General features: G+C 71.9%; 14 protein-coding genes. 8 read left to right on the top strand and 6 right to left on the bottom strand.

The features are described 5' to 3' along the window. Positions 1-2: 2 nt before the first annotated feature. From ACIRYZ_RS03375 to ACIRYZ_RS03345, 7 genes are all read left to right on the top strand, one after another. Positions 3-1,463, top strand: a complete 1,461-nt coding sequence (locus ACIRYZ_RS03375; protein ID WP_402938887.1) for a catalase — start codon at positions 3-5, stop codon at positions 1,461-1,463. Between the two features lie 327 nt (positions 1,464-1,790). Beyond that, entirely contained in the window at positions 1,791-2,570 is a 780-nt protein-coding gene (locus ACIRYZ_RS03370) for an IclR family transcriptional regulator (protein WP_402938885.1), read from the top strand. Between the two features lie 215 nt (positions 2,571-2,785). Continuing rightward, positions 2,786-3,703, top strand: coding sequence for a metal-dependent hydrolase (locus ACIRYZ_RS03365; RefSeq protein WP_402938883.1), 918 nt, complete (start codon positions 2,786-2,788; stop codon positions 3,701-3,703). A 115-nt stretch (positions 3,704-3,818) separates the two neighbouring features. After that, the gene (locus ACIRYZ_RS03360) at positions 3,819-4,907 is read left to right on the top strand and encodes a PDR/VanB family oxidoreductase (RefSeq protein ID WP_402938882.1); all 1,089 of its coding nucleotides are present in this window, start codon (positions 3,819-3,821) and stop codon (positions 4,905-4,907) included. A gap of 22 nt (positions 4,908-4,929) precedes the next feature. Continuing rightward, on the top strand, positions 4,930-5,829 hold the full coding sequence (locus ACIRYZ_RS03355; RefSeq protein WP_402938880.1) for a M24 family metallopeptidase: 900 nt from the start codon (positions 4,930-4,932) through the stop codon (positions 5,827-5,829). Continuing rightward, the gene (locus ACIRYZ_RS03350; protein WP_402938879.1) at positions 5,826-7,586 is read left to right on the top strand and encodes an SDR family oxidoreductase; all 1,761 of its coding nucleotides are present in this window, start codon (positions 5,826-5,828) and stop codon (positions 7,584-7,586) included. Before ACIRYZ_RS03355 ends, ACIRYZ_RS03350 begins: the two co-directional genes overlap by 4 nt. Positions 7,587-7,739: 153 nt before the next feature. After that, entirely contained in the window at positions 7,740-8,432 is a 693-nt protein-coding gene (locus tag ACIRYZ_RS03345) for a hypothetical protein (protein WP_402938878.1), read from the top strand. Positions 8,433-8,700: 268 nt separating this feature from the next. Here ACIRYZ_RS03345 and ACIRYZ_RS03340 read toward each other — a convergent pair whose 3' ends face one another. From ACIRYZ_RS03340 to ACIRYZ_RS03320, 5 genes are all read right to left on the bottom strand, one after another. Continuing rightward, entirely contained in the window at positions 8,701-9,882 is a 1,182-nt protein-coding gene (locus ACIRYZ_RS03340) for an XdhC family protein (protein WP_402938877.1), read from the bottom strand. A gap of 91 nt (positions 9,883-9,973) precedes the next feature. Then, positions 9,974-11,458, bottom strand: coding sequence for an NCS2 family permease (locus ACIRYZ_RS03335; protein WP_402938876.1), 1,485 nt, complete (start codon positions 11,456-11,458; stop codon positions 9,974-9,976). 307 nt (positions 11,459-11,765) lie between these two features. Then, positions 11,766-14,132 carry a xanthine dehydrogenase subunit D gene (pucD, locus tag ACIRYZ_RS03330; RefSeq protein ID WP_402938873.1) on the bottom strand — a complete coding sequence of 789 codons (2,367 nt, stop codon included), beginning with the start codon at positions 14,130-14,132 and terminating at the stop codon, positions 11,766-11,768. Further along, positions 14,129-14,620, bottom strand: coding sequence for a (2Fe-2S)-binding protein (locus ACIRYZ_RS03325; protein WP_393024483.1), 492 nt, complete (start codon positions 14,618-14,620; stop codon positions 14,129-14,131). The genes pucD and ACIRYZ_RS03325 overlap by 4 nt, the downstream gene beginning before the upstream one ends. Further along, the gene (locus ACIRYZ_RS03320; protein WP_402938871.1) at positions 14,617-15,504 is read right to left on the bottom strand and encodes an FAD binding domain-containing protein; all 888 of its coding nucleotides are present in this window, start codon (positions 15,502-15,504) and stop codon (positions 14,617-14,619) included. The genes ACIRYZ_RS03325 and ACIRYZ_RS03320 overlap by 4 nt, the downstream gene beginning before the upstream one ends. Before the next feature lie 425 nt (positions 15,505-15,929). Between ACIRYZ_RS03320 and ACIRYZ_RS03315 the strand changes: the two genes are divergently transcribed. Beyond that, complete coding sequence (locus tag ACIRYZ_RS03315; RefSeq protein ID WP_402938870.1) at positions 15,930-17,537, top strand: PucR family transcriptional regulator; 1,608 nt, start codon at positions 15,930-15,932, stop codon at positions 17,535-17,537. Between the two features lie 76 nt (positions 17,538-17,613). Here the strand turns inward: ACIRYZ_RS03315 and ACIRYZ_RS03310 are convergent, their stop codons facing one another. Next, on the bottom strand, positions 17,614-18,753 hold the full coding sequence (locus tag ACIRYZ_RS03310) for an alpha/beta hydrolase (RefSeq protein ID WP_402938869.1): 1,140 nt from the start codon (positions 18,751-18,753) through the stop codon (positions 17,614-17,616). Between the last annotated feature and the right edge of the window lie 222 nt (positions 18,754-18,975).

Below are 18,975 nucleotides of genomic sequence, written 5' to 3'. Positions count from 1 at the left end.
CCATGTCCAAGATCCTGACCACGGAGTCCGGCGCCCCGGTCGCCGACAACCAGAACTCGGCCTCGGCCGGCGAGTACGGCCCGCTGCTGATCCAGGACCAGCACCTGCTGGAGAAGCTGGCCCGGTTCAACCGCGAGCGCATCCCGGAGCGCGTCGTGCACGCCCGCGGCTCCGGCGCGTACGGCTACTTCGAGGTCACCGACGAGGTGTCGCAGTACACCCGGGCGGCGTTCCTGTCCGAGGTCGGCAAGCGCACCGAGGTCTTCCTGCGCTTCTCGACCGTGGCCGGCAACCTGGGCGCCAGCGACGCGGTGCGCGACCCGCGCGGCTTCGCGCTGAAGTTCTACACCGAGGACGGCAACTACGACCTCGTCGGCAACAACACCCCGGTGTTCTTCATCAAGGACCCGATCAAGTTCCCCGACTTCATCCACTCGCAGAAGCGCGACCCGTACACCGGCGTGCAGGAGGCGGACAACGTCTGGGACTTCTGGGCCCACTCGCCGGCCTCGACCCACCAGATCACCTGGCTGTTCGGCGACCGCGGCATCCCCGCGTCCTACCGCCACATGAACGGCTACGGCTCGCACACCTACCAGTGGGTCAACGCCGAGGGCGAGGCCTACTGGGTGAAGTACCACTTCAAGACCAACCAGGGCATCCGCAGCCTGGACGGCGACCAGGCCGCCGAGGTGGTCGGCGCCGACGCCGACTCGCACCAGCGCGACCTGCACCAGGCCATCGAGCGCGGGGTGTTCCCGTCCTGGACCCTCTACGTCCAGCTGATGCCGGTCGCCGAGGCCGCGGACTACCGCTTCAACCCCTTCGACCTCACCAAGGTGTGGCCGCACGCCGACTACCCGCTGGTCAAGGTCGGCCGCCTGGTGCTGAACAAGAACCCGGAGAACGTCTTCGCCGAGGTCGAGCAGTCCGCGTTCTCGCCGAACAACTTCGTGCCCGGCATCGGCCCCTCCCCGGACAAGATGCTCCAGGGCCGCCTGTTCGCCTACGCCGACGCCCAGCGCTACCGCCTCGGTGTCAACCACACCCTGCTGCCGGTGAACGCCCCGCGCGCCACCGAGGCCAACAACTACGGGCGGGACGGCTTCATGGCCGTCAACAGCGCCGGCCGCGGCAAGAACTACGAGCCCAACTCCTACGACGGCCCGGCCCAGAGCGACAGCGCGCTCGCCGCGCCGGTCAAGGTGGACGGCTATACCGGCACCTGCACCACGCCGGCCCACACCAAGGACGACGACTTCTTCCAGGCCGGCGAGCTGTACCGGCTGATGTCGGAGGGCGAGAAGACCCGCCTGATCGCCAACATCGCGGGCTTCCTGGCGCAGGTGACGCGGGACGACGTGGTGGAGAAGAACCTGGCCCATTTCCACGCCGCCGACGAGGAGTACGGCGCCCGGCTCGAGGCCGCCGTCGCCAAGCTGCGCGCCGGCGACGAGGGCTGAGCCCGACTCGGGGCCGGGGACTGACTGACTGACTCTTCCGCACCCTCACCGGCCGCCGGGCCCGCACCCCGGCGGCCGTACGACGGGCCTCTCCCCCCGGGCAGTGGGGGAGGGGCTCGTCGGGCGTTGTGCGGCTGTCGTCGTCCCGCGGGGTCCCTTGTACGGGTGGGCCCGCTCGTACCGGCGGGGCCCCTTGTACCAGCCAACCGGCAGCTGCTCCACGGAATGTTCACGGATATTCACGGACGCCAGTTGCCGAGGCCACCTGATGGCTAGGCTGGAGGCTGCCCGCGGTCGCTCCGTGGGGGGACATCGGAAGGGGACGACATGTCGACACCAGCCCCGGGTCGTCACGCCGCGCTGGACCAGGGCCTGCCGGGCCCGTTCACCTCCCTGCAGCACGCCCTCAGACTGCTGGAGGCCGTCGACCGGCACCCCGACGGCGCCACCCTGGTCGCCCTGGCGCGGGAGACCTCGCTCGGCCTGCCGACCGTCCGGCGGCTCGCGGAGCTCCTGGAGATCGAGGGTTACCTCCAGTGCCAGGACGGTGGTTGGGTGCTCGGCGGCACCTTCGCCCTGCTCGGCCAGCACAACCGGGAGCAGCTCGTCAAGGCCCGGCTGAACCGCAAACTCGCTGAACTCCGGGACGAGTTGGGCGCTGCGGTGTACTTCAGCCGGTACTACGACGGGGAGTTGTCGGTCGAGGCGGTCTCGGCGGCCGACTACGCGCCTGCCGTGCAGGAGTGGGTGGACTTCCGTGCCACCGCGCACGCCAGCGCGATCGGCAAGTGCCTGCTCAGCCAGCTGGACGTGGACGGGCGGCGCGACCACCTCTCCCGACACCCGGTCGCCCGGCTCACCTCCCGTACGGTCACCGACACCGACCAGCTGATGCACCGGCTGGAGCGGCAACCCGCGACGGTGCCGGTGCTGGACATCCAGGAGTACGCGCTCGGCACGGTGTGCGCGGCGGTGCCGATCACGGCGGGCAGCACGGTCGGCTGCCTGGCCACCTCGATGCCGGTGGGCAATATCCACAAGCTGAAGGCCGCCGCCGAACTGCTGGCGGCCCGGGCGGCGCCGCTGATGCTGGCGATGGCGGTCTGAGCCCAGGTCGCCGGGCCCCGTCGGACGTATCGCGTCCGGCGGGGCCCGTCTGCTTACCGCTGCTTTCCGACGGAGTGTTTCCGGAGGCGCCCTCCAGTGCGCATCACTTATTAGACTCGATGTCGATAAGGGGCGCCGAAACCCTTGTCGCTGCCACTACCGGCGAGTACGTTTCCCTGAGCCGAGCCGCCGCTCCCAGGTCAGGAGGGCCTGCCATGCCCCGATCCACCCCCGTCCCCGCCGTCGCCGCCCCCGCCGTGCGCGTGCACGACAGCCTCGTCCTGGAGCCCCGGGACGTCCGCTTCGACTGGGCCCGACTGCCGCTGCACTGGGTCCCGGACGAGCCGATGGCCACCCACATCCTCAACGTTCTCCACCTGCTGCTGCCCGAGGGTGAGCGCTGGTTCGTCAAGGTGTTCAAGGAGGCGCTGCCGCTCATCCGGGACGAGCAACTGCGCGAGGAGGTGCTCGGGTTCATCGGGCAGGAGGCCATCCACGCCGAGGCGCACCAGGAGGTGCTGGACCACCTGCTCGGCCAGGGGCTCGACCCGCGCCCGTACGTTCGCCAGGTCGCCTGGGTCTTCCAGCGGGTGCTCGGGGAGCGGCCTGGGCTGAGTCCCGTGAAGCAGCGCGAGGGCCTGATCGAGCGGGTCGCCGCCATCGCGGCGATCGAGCACTACACCGCGTTCCTTGGCAACTGGATCCTCAACTCCCCGGGTCTGGACCGGGCCGAGGCCGACCCGACGATGCTCGACCTGCTGCGCTGGCACGGTGCCGAGGAGGTCGAACACCGCAGCGTCGCCTTCGACCTGCTGGTCCACCTGGACCCTGGTTACATGCGCCGGGTGCGCACCATGATGATGGCCGGCCCGTTGCTGGTGCAGCTCTGGGTGCGCGGTGTGCGTTTCCTGCTGGCCGCCGACCCGACGCTGAGGGGGCGGCTGCGACCGAGCTGGCTGGAGGCGTACCGGATCACCAAGCGTGGGCTGCTGCCTGACCCGGTCAAGTCGCTTCGCTCCGGCCTGCGGTACTTCAAGCCCGGCTACCACCCGACCCAGGAGGGCTCCTCCAGTCAGGCCCTCGGCTACCTCGCCTCCTCTCCGGCAGCCCGCGCCGCCGCAGCGAACAGCTGACAGATTTCAGACGACAGCTTTCAGAGAACAGAGAACGTCATCTGTTATCCGTTCGCTGAAACCTGAACGCTCGTCAGCCACACTCGCCACCCCTCCCCATGCCAAGGATCGCCGGATGGATCTGCTCACCCCGCCCCCCGACCTGTACGGCCGCCCCCGGGCGGACCGCTTCCTGACCCGCCTCACCGCGATCCAGGACCGGTACGTGCAGGCCCTCGGTGGCCCCCTGCTGCGGCGCAGCCCGCGCCGCCCGCTCAGCCGACCCGCCGCGCAGCTCCAGCTGGTGGTCACCGCCCGCCGCGAACTCATCGCAGACGTCATCGAGTTGAGCCTCGCCGACCCCTCCGGTGGCCAGCTGCCGCGCTGGCAGCCCGGCGCCCACCTGCGTCTCGTCCTGCCCTCCGGCCGCGAGCGCCACTACTCGCTCAGCGGCGACCCGGCCGACCGCCGCAGCTACCGGATCGCCGTCCGGAAGCTGCCCGAGGGCGGCGGCGGGTCCGTCGAGATCCACGACACCCTGCACCCCGGCGCCCGCCTGACCGCCCGCGGCCCGCGCAACGGCTTCGCCTTCTGCGCCGAGCCCACCGTCCTGCTGCTCGCCGGCGGCATCGGTATCACCCCACTGCTGCCGATGGCCCGCGAGGCCCAGCGCCACGGCCTGGACTGGCAGCTCGTCCACGTCGGCCGCAGCGCCGACACCCTCCCGTACGCGGACGAGCTGCGCGCCCTCGACCCGCACCGCGTGGTGCTGCGCACCGACGACGAGCACGGTGGCGTCCCCACCGGCGCCGAACTGCTCGCCCCCGCCCCGCGCGGCGCCGCCGTCTACTGCTGCGGCCCGGCCCCGATGCTCGCCGCCGTCCAGCAGGCCCTGGACGAGTCCCCGGCCTCCGCCCTGCACTTCGAGCGCTTCGGCGCCGCCCCGATCACCGACGGCAAGCCCTTCGCCGTCCGGCTCGGCACCGACGGTCCGACCCTGGAGGTCCCCGTCGACCGCTCCGCCCTGGACGTGCTGCGCGAGGCCCGACCGGACCTCCCGTACTCCTGCCACCAGGGCTTCTGCGGCACCTGTGAGGTCCGCCTGCGGTCCGGCACGCCCGACCACCGGGACCGCCGCCTCACCCCCGAGCAGCGCGCCGCCGGCGCCCTGCTGCCCTGCGTCTCACGGGCCGCCGAGGGCGAGACCCTCGTGCTCGACGTCTAGAAGGAGCCCCCCGATGCCCCCGATGGCGAATGCGATCCCGACGTTCCGCTACACCGAGCGCGAGCTCGACCGCTTCCGCGAGACCCAGCAACTCGCCTACCACTGCGCCGAACAGGTCGCCGCCTGGATCGAACCGGGTGTCACCGAGCGGCAGGCCACCGCCGAGCTGCGCCGCCGCCTGGTCGCCGCCGGGGTGCAGGACTTCTTCCACGTCCCCTTCGCCTGGTTCGGTGACCGTACGGCCTTCCGGCACTTCCACACCCCGCTGCAGTTCTTCGCCGGCAACCGCCGCCTTGAGGAGGGCATGCCGTACGTGCTGGACTGCGCGCCCGTCGTGGACGGCTACACCGCCGACATCGGCTACGGCGGCAAGGCCGGCGAGAACAAGGTGTGGGACCGTCTGGCCGCCGACCTCAAGGTCTACCGCGAGCTGATCCTCGCGGAGGTGCGCGCCCGCAAGCCGCTCAACGAGGTGTACGCGGCCGTGGACGCGCAGATCGCCGCGCACGGCTACGACAACCGCCACCAGGTCTACCCGGGGCGGGTGATCGGCCACCAGGTCACCCGCACCACCGTGCGCGGCCCGGCGGGGGTGAACGTCTTCGGCTTCGGCGTGCGCACCCTGCAAACCCTCGGTCGCGAGCTCATCTCCGAGCGCCTGCACGGCCGTTCGCCGTTGTGGGCGGACGGCCGCTCGTCCCGGCACGCGCCCACGCCGGGCCTGTGGGCGGTCGAGCCGCACATCGGCTTCCGCGGCGTGGGCATCAAGTTCGAGGAACTGCTGGTGATCACCGAGGGCGACGCCTACTGGCTCGACGACGACCTCCCGCACGTCCGCCGCTGGACCGCCAGCGACGAGCCGGCCGCCAGCGACGAGCCGGCCGCCACCGACGAGCCGACCGCCCTGGAGGCCACCCGATGACGACTCCGACGACCCCGACGCCCCCGACGCCCCCGATCCGCCGCCGGACCGTCCACTCCGGCGGCCTCCCGCTCGCCGTCTTCGAGCAGGGCGACCCGGAGGCCCCCACCGTCCTCCTGGTGCACGGCTACCCGGACACCCACGCCGTCTGGGACGACATCGCCGCCGACCTCGCCCGCGACCACCACGTGGTCCGCTACGACGTGCGCGGCGCCGGCGAGTCGGGCGTCCCCGCGGACCGGAGCGGCTACCGCCTGGAGCAGCTCGCTGACGACCTGTTCGCCGTCGCCGACGCGGTCAGCCCGGACCGCCCGGTGCACCTGCTCGCCCACGACTGGGGCTCGATCCAGTCCTGGGAGGCCGTGACCACCCCCGGCGCCGAGCGGCGGATCGCCTCGTACACCACCATGTCCGGCCCGTCCCTGGACCACATGGGCTACTGGCTGCGTCACCGGCTGCGCCGCCCCACCCCGCGCCACCTCAGGCAGCTGCTCCACCAGGGCCTGCACTCCTGGTACATCACCGCCTTCCACCTGCCCTTCCTCGCCCCCGCCGTCTGGCGCCTCGGCCTGGCCCGGGCCTGGCCGCGGGTGCTGCGCGACCTGGAGCACGTCACCCCGCGCGCCGACCACCCCCAGCGCACGCTGCGCCGCGACGCCGTCCGCGGCATCGAGCTGTACCGCGCCAACTTCCGTCCCACGATGGGCAGTCCGCGCGAGCGGCCGACCGAGGTGCCGGTCCAGTTGATCACTCTCACCCGGGACCGCTACGTCGGCACCTACCTGTCCGAGGGCCTGGAGCGCTGGGCATCCGACCTGACCCGACGCACGCTGCACGCCGGCCACTGGTCGGCGCTGCTGGAGAAGGGGGCCACCGTGGCCGGCATGGTCCGCGAGTTCACCGCCCGGATCGAGACCGGGAGCACGGGCGACGCCCGAGCCGCCGAGGGCGACGGCCGGTTGGTGGTCGTCACCGGCGGCGGCAGCGGCATCGGCCGGGCCACCGCGCTGGCCTTCGCCGAGGACGGCGCCCGGGTGGTGGTCTGCGACCTCGACCTCGCGGCCGCCGAGCGCACCGCCGAACTCGCCTCGCTGATCGGCCCGACGGCGCGCGCCTACCGGGTGGACGTCTCCGACGGCGCCGCGATGGACGCCTTCGCGCAGACCGTCGCCGCCGAGCACGGGGTGCCCGACGTGATGGTCAACAACGCGGGCATCGGCCACTCCGGGACCTTCCTGCAGACCACCGAGAAGGAGTGGCAGCGCGTCCTGGACGTCAACCTCTGGGGCGTGATCCACGGCTGCCGCGCCTTCGGCACCCTGATGGCCGACCGCGGCCAGGGCGGCCACATCGTCAACGTCTCCTCGGCCGCCGCCTACCTGCCCGCCAAGGCGCTCACCGCGTACGCCACCAGCAAGGCCGCGGTGTTCATGCTCTCGGACTGCCTGCGCGCCGAGTTCGTCGGTCACGGCATCGGCGTCTCCACCATCTGCCCCGGCATCGTCAACACCAACATCACCCGCACCTCCACCTTCTCCGCGACCACCGCCGCCGAGCAGTCCGCCAAGCAGGCCCGCGCCGCCAGGCTCTACGCCCGCCGCGGCTTCCCGCCGGAGAAGGTGGCCGCCGCCATCGTCGGCGCCGTGCGCACCGGCAAGTCCGTCGTCCCGGTCACCCCCGAGGCCAAGGCCGCCCGCCTGCTCTCCCGCCTCAGCCCCGGCCTGCTGCGCCTGGCTGCCCGTCTGAACGTGACCTGAAACCGCGCTGGGGCCCCTGCCGCCGCAGGGACCCCAGCAGTCCCGGCAGCCCCGGCGACATCAGGAGTTGCAGTTTCCTGCCAACGCTCTCGGACCCGGTGACCGGCCACCCTAGGCTGACCGGCAGGTAACTCACGAGGGGGAACAGGGACTGTGAAGAAGCGTCTGGTTTCGGTAGCGCTCGGTGCGGCCGGTCTGCTCATGGCGATGGCCCCGGGGGCCGTCGCGGCACCCGCCGCCGATGTGCCGAGCGCTCGAACCTGCGACGGTGTGACGCTCACCGGCTCGCTGCCGGTCCCGCCCGCGGGCATGTCGGTCCAGCAGACGGTGACGATCGGCTCGGACTGCAAGCCGCAGGAGGGCCCGGTGACCTACGTCCCGGCCGCCGCCCCGACCGCCCGCACCGCCGCCAAGGCCCTGGCGGCGGGCACCACCGCCACCGGCCACCGCCGGATCACCAGCGCGAACGAGATGTACGACTGCTGCAACATCCGGATGACCGGTCTGTACACCACCTCCGACTGGAACACCACCGACGGCCAGATCACCACTGCGGCCACCACCGTGACCCAGGGCTTCAACCGCGAGCCGTGGAACGCCGGCTGGTCGGTGGCCTCCGCCACCAACAGCGACGACTGCACCACCAACTGCGCCGTGGTCAACTCCCAGGCCCACGCGGACTTCTCCTACAAGGGGATCTTCGACGTCACCGGCAACTGGTACGACAACACCCACCACACGTACCTGACCCTCAACCCCGACCTCACCTACTCCTGCACCTTCGACGTGCAGCTGCGCCACACCTTCGTCGGCTGGAACTGGCAGCGCGGCTGCCAGGTGCAGTAGTCCCCGACACCCCTCGATCCCAGCGGTCCGCGGCGGCAGGCCCAGCCATCGCGACGGCGTCGGGCCGACGGACCCCGGAACGGTCCGCCGACCCCGCCGTCCCGCTGACCCGGAAGGCCTCCCGGTCCCGCTCCCCGAGCGGCACCGGGAGGCCTTCCGTCGTCCGCTCCCGTCGGCAGCCGTCAGCCGCCGAACCGGCGGCGAGTCCGTTCCTCCGGCGCCCCGCCGCCCGGCGGGCACGCAGCGTGACGCTCACGCGGCGCGACGCTCAGGCGGCGTGCGTCCGGGGCGTCCCGGTGTCCTCGGGAGCGGCCGTCAGGTCGTGGTGGATCGGTCCGTTCCCGGCGCTCAGCGGCAGGCAGCTGCCGCCGCGCCGGTGGGCGACGATCTCGGCGGCGACCGAGACCGCCGTCTCCTCGGGGGTGCGGGAGCCCAGGTCGAGGCCGATGGGGGAGCGCAGCCGGGCGAGTTCGGCGTCCGTCAGCCCGGCCTCGCGCAGCTTGGCCTCCCGGTCGCGGTGGGTGCGGCGCGAGCCCATCGCGCCGACGTAGCCGACCGGCAGCCGCAGGGCGCGCTCCAGCAGCGGGATGTCGAACTTGGCGTCGTGGGTGAGCACGCACAGTACGGTGCGCCCGTCGATCCGGCCGAGCTGGGAGTCGAGGTAGCGGTGCGGCCAGTCGACCACCACCTCGTCCGCCTCGGGGAAGCGGCGCGTGGTGGCGAAGACGGGCCGGGCGTCGCAGACCGTGACGTGGTAGCCGAGGAACTTGCCGATCCGCACCACGGCGGCGGCGAAGTCGATCGCGCCGAAGACCAGCATGCGGGGCGCGGGCACGTAGGACTCGACGAAGCAGGTGACGGTCCCCTGCTCGTGCTCGTCGCAGGGCCGCCCGTCCAGGCCGAGCACGATCCGGCCGGTCCGTCCGGCGTCCAGCATCGCCCGGGCCTCGGCGACGAGCGCCCGCTCCAGCGCGCCGACGGTGGACGGCCCCACCGAGAGCGCCCCGCGGACGCCGTCGGCGGTGACCGCGAGGGTGGCGCCGAGCAGTCCGGCCGGTCCGGCGATCACCCGGGCGAGCGCGACCGGGGTCCCGGCGGCGATGAACGCGAGGCCCGCGTCCATGCCGGGGTCCGCCCCCGGTACGACCGGCTGGACGAACACGTCGAGGATCCCGCCGCAGGTCAGCCCGACCGCGAAGGCGTCCTCGTCGCTGTAGCCGAAGCGCTCCAGCACCGGCTCGCCGCTCTCGATCGCGGCCTGGCACAGCTCGTACGCCGCGCCCTCGACGCACCCGCCGGAGACGCTGCCGACCGCCTCCCCGGCCGCGTCCACGGCCAGTGCCGCCCCGGGGTCGCGCGGGGCGCTGCCGGAGACACCGACCACGGTGGCCACGGCGAAGGAGCGCCCGGACGCGTGCCAGGCCTGCAGCTGCTCGGCGATGTCCTGCATGTCTGAGGCTCCTTACACGGTTTCGACAGTAGCGGGAGAGCCGCCGTACGGGAAGCGATCCCGTACGGCGGCGGTGGTGCGCACGGGGTGCCTAGTGCACGCCCAGCCAGGACTTGATCGGAGTGAGCGCGAAGTAGAGCACGAAGACCGCGGTGAGGATCCACATCAGCAGCCCGGGCTCGCGCCACTTGCCCTGGCCGGCCTTGATGACCGAGTACGAGATGACGCCGGCCGCGACGCCCGCGGTGATGCTGTACGTGAACGGCATCAGCACGCAGGTCAGGAAGGCCGGGATGGCGACCTCGCGGTCGGACCAGTCGATGTGCCGGGCCTGGCTCATCATCATCGAGCCGATCACCACCAGGGCGGCGGAGGCGACCTCGACCGGGACGATGCCGGCCAGCGGCGAGAAGAACAGCATCAGGGCGAACAGTCCGCCGGTGACGGTGGAGGCGAGGCCGGTCCGGGCGCCGTCGCCGACCCCGGTCGCGGATTCGACGAAGACCGTCTGGCCGGACGCGCCCGCCAGGCCGCCGACCGCGCCGCCGGCGCCGTCGATGAACAGCGCCTTGGACAGGCCGGGCATCCGGCCCTGCTTGTCGGCCAGTCCGGCCTCGGTGCCGACGCCGATGATGGTGGCCATCGCGTCGAAGAAGCCGGCCAGGACGAGGGTGAACACCGCGACCAAGGCGCTGATCGCGCCCATGCCGTGGCTGCCGAAGGCACCGAACAGGTCGACGTGGCCGAACAGGCTGAAGTCGGGCGCGGAGACCGGGCTGCCGGGCCACACCGGGACGGAGTTCTTCCAGGCCGAGGCCGGTACGTGGGCGACCTGGTTGACGATCATCGCGAGCACGGTGCCGCCGGCTATGCCGATCAGGATCGCGCCCCGGATGCCGCGCGCCATCAGTACGAAGATGGCCAGCAGGGTGACGCAGAAGATCAGCACCGGCCAGCCGGTCAGCTCGCCGGCCGGGCCGAGCGAGAGCGGGGTGGGGCCGCCGGTGTGCATGAAGCCGGCCTTGTAGAGGCCGATGATCGTGACGAACAGGCCGATGCCGATGGTGATCGCGTGCTTGAGCGGCAGCGGGATGCCGTTCATGATCTTCTCGCGCAGCCCGGAGACCACCAGCAGCACGATCAGCAGGCCGTAGATCACGCACAGGCCCATGGCCTGCGACCAGGTGGTGTGGGGGACGACGAGCGCGGAGACCGCGCCCGAGACGGAGAGCCCTGCCGCCAGGGCCAGTGGCACGTTGCCGACCAGGCCCATCAGGAGGGTGGTGACGGCGGCCGCGAGCGCGGTGGCGGTGGTCAGCGCGGCGTGGTCGAGCTTGACGCCGTTGACGTCCGCGCCGCTGAGGATCAGCGGGTTGAGCAGGATGATGTACGCCATCGCCATGAACGTGGTCAGGCCGCCGCGCAGTTCGTTGGCGAGGGTCGAGCCGCGGGCCGAGATCTTGAAGTAGGCGTCGAGCGCGCCGTTCGGGCGTGGTGCCGGGGACGAGGGGTGGGTCTCGTCCCCGGCGGGTCTGTCTGCTTCGGTGGTGCCGGGCTCCGTGGGGATCCTGGTCATGTCCACTCCCAAGTGTCAAAGGGGGTTGGGGTGGGCGAGCCGACCTGACTGCCAGTCAACGAAGTTGGCACAGGGGGACGGTATCGACTCACTGTGGGGGCACTCGTCGGGGAGTGCCAGCGGTGCAGATGAGGGTGGTGCGCACCACTGCGGAACCCCGGCGTGGGCAGGGCAGCGGGTGGGGGAGGCCCCCGGGGCGGTGGGGAAGACGCGTCACCGCCCCGGGGAGGTCCGTACGTCCGGAGGGTTGCGGAGGCATCCGGAGCCCTCCGGGGGTCGTGCTCCCGGGGGGGGCGAACTGCCGGGATCAGCCGGGCTGTTCGGTGGTCAGGTGCTCGGGCCGGACCGGGATCCGGTTGAGCGCCAGGCCCGTGGCGTTGCGGATGGCCGCCACGATCGAGGGCGTCGCCGACACGGTCGGCGCCTCGCCGACGCCGCGCAGCCCGTACGGGGCGTGCGGGTCGGGAAGTTCGAGGACGTCCACCGGGATCGGCGGAGTGTCCAGGATGGTGGGGATCAGGTAGTCGGTGAAGGAGGCGTTGCGCACCTTGCCGTCCCGGACGATGATCTCCTCCATCACCGCGAGCCCGAGCGCCTGGGTGCAGCCGCCCTGGATCTGGCCGACCACGGAGAGCGGGTTGAGCGCCTTGCCGACGTCCTGGACGGCGGTCAGCTCGACCACCTTGACCAGGCCCAGCTCCACGTCCACGTCCACCACTGCGCGGTTGGCGCAGAAGGTGTACTGGACGTGGCCGAAGCCCTGGCCGGTCTCCTTGTCGAAGGCCTGGGTGGGCCGGTGGTGGTGCTCGCGGGTGAGGTCGATGGCCTCGTCGCCGAGCAGGTCCACCATGGAGACCAGCACACCGGCGCTCTCCGAGACGACCTTGCCGCCGGCCAGTGTGATGTCCTTGTGGGTCCAGCCGTAGCGCCGGCGGCCCTTCTCGACCAGCTCCCGCCGGACGGCCTCGGCGGCCAGCTTCACCGCGCCGCCGGTCATGTAGGTCTGGCGCGACGCGGAGGTCGAACCGGCCGACCCCACCTCGGTGTTGGCCGGGTGGATGGTGACCTGCTCGACGCCCAGCTCGGTGCGGGCGATCTGGGCGTGCACGGTGACGCCGCCCTGGCCGACCTCGGCCATCGCGGTGTGCACCATGGCGACCGGCTCGCCGCCGATCACCTCCAGGCGCACCCGGGCGGTGGAGTAGTCGTCGAAGCCCTCGGAGAAGCCGACGTTCTTGATGCCGACCGAGTAGCCGACGCCGCGCACGATGCCCTCGCCGTGCGAGGTGTTGGACAGCGCGCCGGGCAGCGCGCGGACGTCCAGGTGCGCGGTGTCCAGCGGCGGCGGCAGCGGCATCTCCTTGGCGCGGCGCAGCAGTTCAGCCACCGGCGCGGGCGAGTCGATCTGCTGGCCGGTGGGCATGAAGTCGCCCTCCGACATCGCGTTCAGCTGCCGCAGCTCCACCGGGTCCATGCCGAGTTCGGCCGCCAGCTTGTCCATCTGCGACTCGTAGCCGAACGCCGCCTGCACTGCGCCGAAGCCGCGCATCGCCCCGCAGGACGGGTTGTTGCTGTAGAGCGCGATGGCGTGCATCTTGACGTTCGGGATCACGTACGGGCCGTGTCCGAGCGAGGCCGCGTTGCCGACCACGGCGGGGGAGGCGGAGGCGTACGCGCCGCCGTCCAGCACGATCCGGCAGTCGGCGAAGACCAGCTTGCCGTCCCGGGTGGCGCCGTGCTCGTAGTGCATCCGGGCCGGGTGGCGGTGGACGTGGCCGTAGAAGGACTCGTCCCGGGAGTAGACGATCTTGACGGGCTTGTTGGTGTGCTGGGCCAGCAGGCAGGCGTGGATCTGCATCGAGATGTCCTCGCGGCCGCCGAAGGCGCCGCCGACGCCGGCCAGGGTGAGCCGGACCTTCTCCTCCGGGAGGTCCAGCACCGGGGCCATCTGCTCGCGGTCCACGTGCAGCCACTGGGTGGCGATGTAAAGGTCGATGCCGCCGTCCTCGGCGGGCACCGCGAGGCCGGACTCGGGGCCGAGGAAGGCCTGGTCCTGCATGCCGACCTCGTAGTCGCCGCTGACGATGACGTCCGCCATCGCCCGCACCTCGTCGGTCACGCCGAGGCCGGAGACCAGCTTCTGCTCGTGGCAGATGTTGCCGTACGCGTGCGACTTGTACTCGTGCGGCTCGTGCACGTACCCGTGGGTCTCCGGGTCCAGGCACTGCTCCTCGGTGACGATCGGGGTGAGCACCTCGTACTCGACCTTGATCTTCTTCACCGCGCGGCGGGCCGTCTCCGGGTGGTCGGCGGCGACCAGCGCGATCGCCTCGCCGTGGTACCGGATCTTGTCGATGGCCAGGGCCGGCTGGTCCTGGATCTCCAGGCCGTAGTACTTGGCGCCGGGGATGTCCTCGTGGGTCAGCACCGCGTAGACGCCGGGCACCTTGAGCGCCTCGGAGATGTCCACCGAGAGGATGTTCGCCCGGGGGTGCGGCGAGCGCAGCGCCATACCCCACAGCATGTCCTCGTGCCACAGATCCGACGAGTACGCGAACTCGCCCTTGACCTTCAGGTTGCCGTCCGGGCGCAGCGGCGAGCCGCCGATGCCGTCCTTGGACGCCTGGTTGATGTTCTGCAGGTTCTTCTGACCCTGGATGGTACGGGCAGTCATGCCGAACCAGCCCCCTCACCGGCGCACTTGCGGGCGGAGGCGAGCCGCACCGCGTCCATGATCTTCTCGTAGCCGGTGCAGCGGCACAGGTTGCCCGACAGCGCCTCGCGGATGTCGTTGTCGCTCGGCTGGGCGTCGCGCTCCAGCAGCGCGTCGGTCTGCACCAGCAGGCCCGGGGTGCAGAAGCCGCACTGGACCGCGCCGGCGTCGATGAACGCCTGCTGGACCAGGCCCAGTTCGCCGTCCTCCTCGGCCAGGCCCTCGACCGTGCGCACCTCGCGGTCCTGCACCTGGCCGGCCGCGACCAGGCAGGAGCAGACCGGCACGCCGTCCAGGTAGACGGTGCAGGAGCCGCACTCGCCCTGCTCACAGGCGTTCTTCGAGCCCGGCAGGCCGACGCGCTCGCGCAGCACGTAGAGCAGGCTCTCGCCCTCCCACACGTCGTCGGCCTCGACCGGCTTGCCGTTGGCGGTGAACGTGACCCTCATGCCGCGCTCCTGATCTGCTTGCTGTAGTCGTTCCAACACCACGTGAGGGTGCGGCGGGCCATCACGGCCAGCGCGTGCCGCCGGTAGTCGGCGGTGCCCCGGACGTCGTCGATGGGGGAGGCGGCAGCCTTCACCAGCTCGCCGAAGCGCTGGATCACCTCGGTGCCCAGCAGCTCGCCGGACTGCCAGAGCCCGCGCTCGGCGAGCACGCCCTGCAGGTACTCCTCGGCCTCGACGGCGCGGCGCGGCGTGGGGGCAGCCGAACCGATACCGGTGCCGACGGTTCCGTTCCTGGGGTGCAGGGCGAAGCCGAACGCGCAGACCGCGATCACCATGGCGTTGCGGGTGCCGATCTTCGAGAACTGCTGCGGGCCGTCCGCGACCGGGATGTGCACGGCCCGGATCAGCTCGTCCGCCTCCAGGCAGTTGCGCTTGACCCCGACGTAGAACTCGTCGATCGGGATCATCCGGGTGCCGCGCACCGAGGCCGCCTCGACGAACACGTCCCGCCCGGCCGCCAGCAGCGCCGGGTGGGAGTCGCCGGCCGGGGAGGCCGCGCCCAGGTTGCCACCGACGCCGCCGCGGTTGCGGATCTGCGGCGAGCCGACGGTGTGGGCCGCCAGCGCAAGCCCGGGCAGCGGCCCGGACAGCTCCGCGATGATCCGGGCGTACGGGACGGAGGCGCCGAGCCGGACGACGTTGCCGTCGTTCGTCCATTCGGTGAGCTCGGTGACGCGGTTCAGGTCGAGAATCGCGGATGGCCGGTGCACGTCGAAGTTCAGCTCGACCATGACGTCCGTGCCACCCGCGATGGGCAGCGCGGTCGGGTACTCAGCCTTCGCCGCGAGAGCCTCGTCCCAGGTGGCGGGCCGAAGGAACTCCATGCGGGTGTCTCCTCAAGTCTTCGCCTACCGGGTGTCCGGTGGCGTGTCGCCCAGTGAACTCCTGTGACGGGGGCCACTGGCAGTCACCGATGGCATGAAGCCCCGGCTGTGGTCCCGCCCGGCATCCTGTACGTTCCTCTAAGGGAGACAATCCCGCAGCCCAGGTGTTCGCCGAGTGCTACCTACGACCGTAATCCGGCCGTGACGGACGGTCTACGGGCTCGTGACCCGGTGACCCGCTGGTACGTAACGCCGAGCACTGATGTTCGGGCACACTGTCACCCCCGGACCGGACGTCCGACCATCGCTTCCCCCCGATCAGGCCCCCTGATCCCCGTCCCAGCCGTCGTTCCAGCCCTGCTCAAGCCCCCTGCTCAAGCCCCCTGTTCCAGCCTTCTGGTCCAGCCCCCTTAAGGAGTCCGCGGATGCGTGTCCGTGACCTGCTCGCCCCCGGCGCCCCGCGACTGCGCCTGCTCGCGGCCGAGGAGGAGCTGGACCGGCAGGTCAGCGGCGTGATGACCACGGACCTGCACGACCCCGGCCGCTACCTGCACGGCGGCGAGCTGGTGCTCACCGGGATGCTCTGGCGCGGCGGCCCGGCCGACTCCGAGCGCTTCGTCCGGACCATCGCGGCCGGCGGCGCGGTCGCCCTGGCGGCCGGCGAGGCCGAGGTCGGCCCGGTGCCCGAGGACCTGGTCGAGGCCTGCCGCCGGCACCGGATGCCGCTGCTGGCCGTCCCCGACGACATCGCCTTCGGCACCGTCACCGAGTTCATCGGCCGTCAGGTCTCCGCCGACCGCGCCGCCGACCTCGCCGCCCTGGTCGACCGGCACCGGCTGCTGGTCTCGGCGGCCGGCGGCGGCGGGCTGGACGCCGTGCTGGACCTGCTCGGCGGCGACCTCGACCTGGACTGCTGGGTGCTCACCCCGACCGGCGCGGTGATCGCCGGTCCCGCCGATCGGCTCACTGCCGAGGACCGCGACCAGCTGGTCCGCGCCCACCTCGCCGCCCAGCGCCAGCGCCGCCGTCCCCCGCACCGGGCCCGACTGGCCGGCGGCGCCTACTCGCTGCTGCCCGCCGCGGCCTCCGCCGAGCACGAGGCGCCACAGGCCGGTTGGCTGCTGGCCGACTGGCTGCTCGTAGTCGCCGGCGACGTCACCGAGTGGACCACCAAGCGCCAGCAGCTCGCCGACAACCTGGCCCGGCTGGTCGCCGCCGAACGCCACCGCCGGGACGAGGGCCGCCGGTTGCGCCGCCGCCTGGCCGACGAACTGCTCGCCCTGCTGCGCCGCGACGCCGACCCGGCGGAGATCAGCCGCACCCTGTACGCCTCCTCGGCGATGGCCGCCCGCTACGAGAGCCCCGAGCCCAAGTCCCAGCCCCAGGACGACTCCTGGCTGGTGCTCAGCGCCGAGGGCACCGGCCTGCCGGACGGCACGGTGCGGGCCGTCCTGGAGGAGGCGCTCGGCGGCACCACCGACCGCGCGCTGGTCGCCGGCTCGGGCAACGGCGCCGTGGTGGTGCTGCCCGCCCTGGACAGCCCGGTGCCCGCCGACACCCTGCGCGACCTGCTCGCCCCGCTGGAGGCCGGACTCGGCTCGGAGGGGCGGATCACCCTCGGTGTCTCCGCCCCCGCCTCCGAGGCCGGCGGCCTGCGCGGGGCCCTGGAGGAGGCCCGGCACGCCCGCCGGATCGCCGCCGCCCGGGTCGGCCGGGTCTGCGTGGCCGGCCCCGAGGAGCTGGCTTCGCACGTGCTGCTGCTGGCCGCCGTCCCGGACGAGGTCCGCCGCGCCTTCCGCAGCCGGCTGCTGGACAAGGTGATCGGGTACGACATCGAGCACCAGGCGGACCTGGTGCGCACCCTGGAGGCCTTCCTGCGTTCGGACGGCTCCTGGACCCGCTGCGCCGGGCAGCTGCACGTCCACGTCAACACCCTGCGCTACCGGATCGGCCGGATCGAGGAGTTGACCGGGCGGGACCTCTCCCGGCTGGAGGACCGGGTGGACTTCTACCTGGCGCTGGAGCTGGCCTGACGGCACCCGGCCCGGGAGAACGCCGAGGGCCCGCCGCGAACGTTCGCGGCGGGCCCTCGGTCGTGCTGACGGTCGGTTACTGGACCGGGATGATCGTGGTCAGCCACTCGAAGGCGCTGGGGACCATCCGCTTCCACATGTCGGTGGTGTGCGGGCCGGTGCTCTCCTCGACCTGGACCTTGGTCGGATCCTTGGCCACGGCGGCGATCGCCTGGCCGTCCTCGTAGCCGTCGCCCTTGGCGCCGCTGACCAGCAGGGCGACCTTCGGCGGCTGCTGGGCGGTCTTGAGGATGTTGACCGGGTTGTTGGCCTCGCGCAGCTTCGCGTCCTTGCCGACCAGCGAGTCCGGCTCGCTCGCCGGGTCGTTGTAGCCGGACATCGCGATGCCGGCGCGGTAGCGGTTCGGGTGGGCCAGCGAGAGCTTGGCGGCGCAGTGGGCACCGGCCGAGTAGCCGGCGATCGCCCAGCGGTCCGCGGACGGGTCGGCGCGGAAGTTGTCCATCACCATCTGCGGGACGTCGCGGGTGATCCAGGCGTCGGCGTTGATCTTGCCGGGGATGTCGGTGCAGCCCGCGTCCTGGTGGCTGCCCAGCAGCAGCGTGCGCGGCGAGACCAGGATGAACGGCGCGACCTTGCCCTGCTGCATCAGCGGCTTGAGCTGCTCGGACACCTTGAGGGTGCCGTACCAGGTGGAGGAGGAGCCGGGGTAGCCCGGGATCAGCTCGACCACCGGGAACTTCTTGTCCTTGAACGCCGGGTCGTTGTACTGCGGCGGCAGCCAGACCAGCACCTCGCCGTCGACACCGGAGACCTGGCCCTTGAGGTCGGTCTTCTGGACGTCGCCGGGCACCGCCGGGTCGTTCACGCCGCCGAACTTCTGCAGCACCTTCGGGGGCTGCTTGCCGGCGTCGCCGGACTGGCCGTTCTGGGCGTTGCCCCCGGCCGGGTCCGCCGGCGGCACCGAGGGCACCGCGCGGACGTGGTCACCGGTGCCGAGCAGGTCGTCCCAGTTGCCGTAGATCAGGTTGGCGTTGTTGACCATCACGAAGACCATCAGCACGGCCGTGACCTGACAGAACATGATCATGACGATCCGGGAGAGAACCTGCACCGGATGGGGGCCGCGCACCTTCCCCCAGAACAGCAACGCCACTGCGATGGAGACCGGCACAAGGATGACGGTGAGGATGAAGAATGGCGTACCTGTCAGTTCCATCAAGTTCTCGTATCCGGGTCGCTCGCCGTCCGGGTCCCACTCGCCCGGACGCACGTCAATGGCATCAGACGGCTGAGAACCGGTGATCGGTTGCCGTCCGAATCTGTGCGGAACCTGAGAGGAACATCACGTCGCGGTGATGCCCCAGCTTCGGATCGGCGCCTAGTCTGCCACCCGGACGGCCGTGGTCCGGACCAGATGTTCAGCGAACTACCAGGAAGG

This window comes from Kitasatospora sp. NPDC101155, from assembly GCF_044768305.1.
Classification (GTDB): domain Bacteria; phylum Actinomycetota; class Actinomycetes; order Streptomycetales; family Streptomycetaceae; genus Kitasatospora.
This window is presented reverse-complemented; position numbering and strand designations above follow the sequence as displayed.